This is a genomic window from Aeromonas sp. R7-1, from assembly GCF_040908115.1.
GTDB lineage: Bacteria > Pseudomonadota > Gammaproteobacteria > Enterobacterales > Aeromonadaceae > Aeromonas > Aeromonas caviae.
In genome coordinates this window covers 1-5293 of sequence record NZ_JBFODD010000002.1, presented here as the reverse complement: position 1 = coordinate 5293, position 5293 = coordinate 1, and the positions used below count along the sequence as shown (strand labels likewise).

Sequence of the window (5293 nt, the reverse complement as noted above, 5' to 3'; positions counted from 1 at the left end):
CCCAGGGGGCCAGCTGGGTGGCATCCGCCTGGCAGTGGGGACAGCCGCAGCATGTGGGTAACTGGGCATGGAGGGACGTAATCGGGTGTGGAGCGACGAGCTCATGCTGAGCGACACGGCGCTGACGCAGAGTAAGTAATGGAAAGAGGGACAACAGGTGTTGGAAGGCTAGCGTATCCATGATGAAGGTCCTCGCGGTGATGACCTACTTCCAGATTAGCCTTCCAACACATAATTGGGACAGCGCCTTTTCGAACCCCATGAAGGGAGTCATTCAATTCCCCCTTCTTTTCCCCTTTCCCTGAACGTAGGCTTCTGCTCACTCGGCCTTGTCCAGAGCGGCCAGCACCTCGCCGGGCAGGCATTTCTCCCAGCCCCACAAGAGGAGCAGCAACAGGGTCGCATCGTCGAGCCAGCCAAGGAGAGGCACCACATCGGGGACAACGTCCACCGGGCTGATGCCATAGAGCAGGATAAGGATCACCAGCCCCTTCGCCCACCAGGGCGTGCCTGGGTGGCGAAAGCCCTGATAGAGGCGGCGCAAACGCCGCCAGATGAGCCAGCGTCTGGTGCTCATGACGCGATCAGCTCGCCGCGCAGCCGCTGGATCTGATCCCGCAGCGCCGCCGCCTGTTCGAACTCCAGATCCCGCGCATGCTGGAACATCTGCTCTTCCATCCGCTTGATCTCCTTGCTGATCTCGCTGGCAGAGCGGGCATGGTACTCCCCTTGCGGTTCGGCAGCCTTGCGACTCCCCTTGCCGGCCTTGCCCGCCGTGCGGCTGCCCCCCATGTCCATCACATCGCCGATGGCCTTGTTGAGCCCCTTCGGCACGATGCCGTGTTCCAGGTTGTGGGCGTGTTGCAGGGCGCGGCGCCGCTCGGTCTCTTCGATCGCAACCTTCATGGAGTTGGTGATGGTATCCCCGTAAAGGATCACCTTGCCGTTGAGGTTGCGCGCTGCCCGGCCGATGGTCTGGATGAGGGAGCGGGTGGAACGCAGGAAGCCCTCTTTATCCGCATCCAGAATGGCCACCAGGGAGACTTCCGGCATGTCGAGTCCTTCGCGCAGCAGGTTGATGCCCACCAGGACGTCAAACTTGCCAAGGCGCAGGTCGCGGATGATTTCTACCCGCTCCACGGTATCGATGTCCGAGTGCAGATAGCGCACCCGTACCTCGTGATCCGCCAGGTATTCGGTCAGATCCTCCGCCATCCGCTTGGTCAGTGTCGTGACCAGCACCCGCTCCTCCACCGCCACCCGCTTGCGGATCTCGGAGAGCAGATCGTCCACCTGGGTGCTGACCGGCCGCACTTCCACCTCGGGATCGAGCAGGCCGGTGGGACGCACCACCTGCTGCACCACGTCACCGCCGGACTTCTCCAGCTCATAGGGGCCCGGGGTCGCCGAGACGAACACCGTCTGCGGCATCAGCGCCTCGAACTCGTCGAACTTGAGGGGCCGGTTGTCCAGCGCCGAGGGAAGGCGGAAGCCGTACTCCACCAGGGTCTCCTTGCGGGATCTGTCCCCTTTGAACATGGCGCCAATCTGCGGCACCGTGACGTGGGATTCGTCGATGATGAGCAGGCCGTCCCCCGGCAGGTAGTCAAACAGGGTGGGCGGCGGCTCACCCGGCGCGCGACCGGAGAGGTAGCGGCTGTAGTTCTCGATACCGGAGCAGTAACCCAGCTCCTGCATCATCTCCATGTCGAACTGGGTGCGCTGGCTGATGCGCTGCTCCTCCACCAGCTTGTTGAGGCTCATCAGCTGCTCGCGCCGCCCCTTGAGTTCCTCCTTGATGTGCTCGATAGCCCCCAGGATGGTCTCCCGCGGGGTAGCGTAGTGGGTCTTGGGGTAGATGGTGTAGCGCACCACCGTCTGCTCGATGGCGCCGGTCAGGGGATCGAACAGGGAGAGGCGTTCTACCTCTTCATCAAACAGCTCCACCCGCAGGGCCAGCTTGTCCGATTCGGCGGGGTAGATGTCGATCACCTCCCCCCGCACCCGGAAGGTGCCGCGCTGGAAGGCCATGTCGTTGCGGGTGTACTGCAGTTCGGCGAGGCGGCGCAGGATATCCCGCTGATTGATCACGTCCCCCACTTTGAGGTGCAGCATCATGCTGAGGTAGGCCTGGGGATCCCCCAGACCATAGATGGCCGACACTGAGGCGACGATCACCACGTCGCGCCGCTCCAGCAGCGCCTTGGTGGCTGACAGCCGCATCTGCTCAATGTGATCGTTGATGGAAGCATCCTTCTCGATGAAGGTGTCCGTGGTCGGCACATAGGCTTCGGGCTGGTAGTAATCGTAATAAGAGACGAAATACTCCACCGCGTTGTCGGGGAAGAACTCCTTCATCTCCCCATAGAGCTGGGCCGCCAGGGTCTTGTTGGGCGCCAGGATCATGGTGGGGCGATTGAGGGTCGCGATGACGTTGGCCATGGTAAAGGTCTTGCCCGAACCGGTCACCCCGAGCAGGGTCTGGTGGGCCAGTCCCGACTCGATGCCATCGAGCAGCTGGGCGATGGCCCTCGGCTGATCCCCGGCGGGTTGAAACTGGCTGGCCAACTGGAATAACTTGCTCATGACGACTCCCGGCAAAAAACGGCAAGGGAGCAGTGTACCCCGAGTTGAAGGAGCTGGGTATCCGCTCACCCTCCCTGATGGCTATTGACCCCGAAATACGACCTCTGTATGATGCACCTCCTTGCCTGATGTTCCCCCGTAGTTCAGTCGGTAGAACGGCGGACTGTTAATCCGTATGTCACTGGTTCAAGTCCAGTCGGGGGAGCCAATTCCTCACCATCTCGGTGCAAGTTATCCACTTTAGTGCTTTCCTCTTCCAATTTTAATGCACAAGCCCTTCCCTGCGGCATGACTCCCTTTTGATCTCCCGTTACTGACCAGCAGCGTTTTGTTCTGCTGCGCATAACTATTTGATTTTTATAGAAACAATTTATTGCAGGTATTTTTTGAACAGTCCTTGCAGCCCAGTATTGGCGCGGCTTTCAGCCTGATCGCCAAGTTTCATGAACAGGGTTATCCACAGTTTCTGTGGGTAACTTGACCAAAGCCACGGTTCATCTGGGCTGGCAGCCATTGTCCCCGGTTTGCGATGGCTGCCCCCGCTCTTCCCCATTTTCTGCTGTTTTTCCCTTCCCCCCTAAATGGGATAAATCGACTCGCGGTGCTGCCTGTGGGGGATTTTTTTTCGCTATGCCGCGTCCTGCGGGTCAGCCCTCGCCGGATGAGTCATAAGTCTCTTTTGTAACCCTTCAATTTCCTCAGTGGAAAATGCTGAAAAACATGCCCGTTTGCTCCCCATGCAGCAGGTAATAAATTGTCCACAGGAGCGTCATCCCCTCTCTGCTCGACAGCATATTTCACTCATTGACAGCGGGCCTTGCAGCGTAAAATAGAGGTGTTTTCCCCAGCCCCCCCTCGCATCCCTATCTTCACCGAAGAGACCAGCACTTAACTGGCTGTTAATCTGCTTTGGCGCTTCTTTCTTGATACAGGATCCGGCACAATATCGGCCCCACTTTTTTCCTCGGTTTTTCCGGGCATGACCATAGATTTCGTGACACTGCTACATCAAAGCGACTCCCTGCTGCTGTTCGTGGTACTGGCCTTCGGGCTGCTGCTGGGCAAGGTACGCATCGGCAACTTCCAGATAGGCAACACCATAGGCGTGCTCTTCACCGCCCTGCTGTTTGGCCAGATGGGATTCCAGTTTTCCACCTCCACTGAAAACGTAGGCTTCATGCTGTTCATCTTCTGCGTGGGGATTGAAGCGGGGCCGCACTTTTTCAGCGTCTTCCTTCGCGACGGCATCCACTACATCACCCTGACCCTGGTGATCCTGCTGTCGGCCCTGCTGCTGACCGTGGGGCTCGCCAAGTTCTTCAATCTGGGGCCCGGCATGGCCGCCGGCATTCTGGCAGGTTCCCTCACCTCCACGCCGGCCCTGGTGGGGGCCCAGGACGCCCTGCGAAGCGGATTGCTCAACCTGCCCCACCAGACCGACATGCAGTCGGTGCTCGACAACATGGGGATAGGCTATGCCCTGACCTACCTGGTGGGACTGGTGGGCCTGATGCTGGTGGTACGCTACCTTCCTTCCCTGGCCAGGCTGGATCTCAACACCGAGGCCCAGAAGATCGCCCGCGAGCGGGGGCTCTCCGACAGCGAGAGCCGCAAGACCTATCTGCCCATCATCCGCGCCTATCGGGTCGGCCCGGAGCTCGCCGCCTGGATCGGCGGTCGCACCCTGCGCGAAACCGGCATTTATCCCCACACAGGCTGCTATGTGGAGCGCATTCGCCGCAACGGCATTCTGGCCAGCCCCGATGGTGACGCCGTCATTCAGGAAGGGGACGAGATCGCCCTGGTGGGCTACCCCGAGAGCCACGAGAAGCTCGACGTCAACTACCGCAACGGCAAGGAGGTGTTCGATCGCAACCTGCTTGACCTGCAGATTGTCACCGAAGAGATCGTGGTGAAGAATGACGCCGTGGTGGGTCGCCATCTGGTGGAGCTCAACCTCACCGAGAAGGGATGCTTCCTCAACCGGGTGGTGCGCTCCCAGATAGAGATGCCGTTCGATCGCAACATCATGCTGCAAAAGGGCGACGTGCTGCAGATCAGCGGCGAGAAGCAGCGGGTCAAGCTGCTGGCCAACAAGATAGGCTTCATCAGCATCCACAGCCAGACCACGGATCTGGTGGCCTTCGCCACCTTCTTCGTACTGGGCCTGCTCATCGGCTCCGTCTCCCTGGTGTTCGGCCAGATAGAGTTCGGCCTCGGCAATGCCGTCGGCCTGCTGCTGGCGGGGATCCTGATGGGCTACCTGCGTGCCAACCACCCCACGGTGGGCTATGTGCCACCGGGGGCCCTGCGTCTTGCCAAGGATCTCGGGCTCGCCGTCTTCATGGTGAGCACCGGCCTCAAGGCGGGGGGCGGCATCCTCGATCACCTGAGCGAAGTGGGGATGGTGGTGCTCTTCTCCGGCATGCTGGTGACCACCTTGCCGGTGCTGGTAGGCTACCTGTTCGGTGTCTGGGTGCTCAAAATGAACCCGGCCCTGCTGCTCGGTGCCATCACCGGGGCTCGTACCTGCGCCCCGGCCATGGACGTGGTGAACGAGGCGGCCAACAGCTCTATCCCGGCGCTCGGCTACGCCGGCACCTATGCGGTGGCCAACGTCATGCTGACCCTGGCGGGCTCCTTCATCATCGGCTTCTGGTTCTAGCCGCAGAGTACCTGCCCGCCCATGAAAAAAGGGAGCCTCGAG

General features: G+C 60.5%; 3 protein-coding genes, 1 tRNA gene and 1 pseudogene. 2 read left to right on the top strand and 3 right to left on the bottom strand.

Going from position 1 to position 5293, the window contains the following annotated elements:
* From AB5Y51_RS00090 to uvrB, 3 genes and pseudogenes are all read right to left on the bottom strand, one after another.
* A pseudogene (locus AB5Y51_RS00090) lies at positions 1–181 on the bottom strand (IS1595 family transposase); the annotation flags it as partial.
* Between the two features lie 138 nt (positions 182–319).
* Positions 320–577 carry a DUF1232 domain-containing protein gene (locus AB5Y51_RS00085; RefSeq protein ID WP_041215068.1) on the bottom strand — a complete coding sequence of 86 codons (258 nt, stop codon included), beginning with the start codon at positions 575–577 and terminating at the stop codon, positions 320–322.
* Complete coding sequence (uvrB, locus tag AB5Y51_RS00080) at positions 574–2586, bottom strand: excinuclease ABC subunit UvrB (RefSeq protein WP_041215067.1); 2013 nt, start codon at positions 2584–2586, stop codon at positions 574–576. Before uvrB ends, AB5Y51_RS00085 begins: the two co-directional genes overlap by 4 nt.
* 132 nt (positions 2587–2718) lie before the next feature.
* Between uvrB and AB5Y51_RS00075 the strand changes: the two genes are divergently transcribed.
* Positions 2719–2794, top strand: a tRNA-Asn gene (locus AB5Y51_RS00075).
* A gap of 771 nt (positions 2795–3565) precedes the next feature.
* Entirely contained in the window at positions 3566–5251 is a 1686-nt protein-coding gene (locus AB5Y51_RS00070; RefSeq protein ID WP_029314601.1) for an aspartate:alanine antiporter, read from the top strand.
* The last annotated feature ends 42 nt before the right edge of the window (positions 5252–5293 follow it).

Coding starts and splice junctions, on each gene's coding strand:
- AB5Y51_RS00085 (WP_041215068.1), bottom strand. CDS start 577: ATGAGCACCAGACGCTGGCTCATCTGGCGGCGTTTGCGCCGCCTCTAT.
- uvrB (WP_041215067.1), bottom strand. CDS start 2,586: ATGAGCAAGTTATTCCAGTTGGCCAGCCAGTTTCAACCCGCCGGGGAT.
- AB5Y51_RS00070 (WP_029314601.1), top strand. CDS start 3,566: ATGACCATAGATTTCGTGACACTGCTACATCAAAGCGACTCCCTGCTG.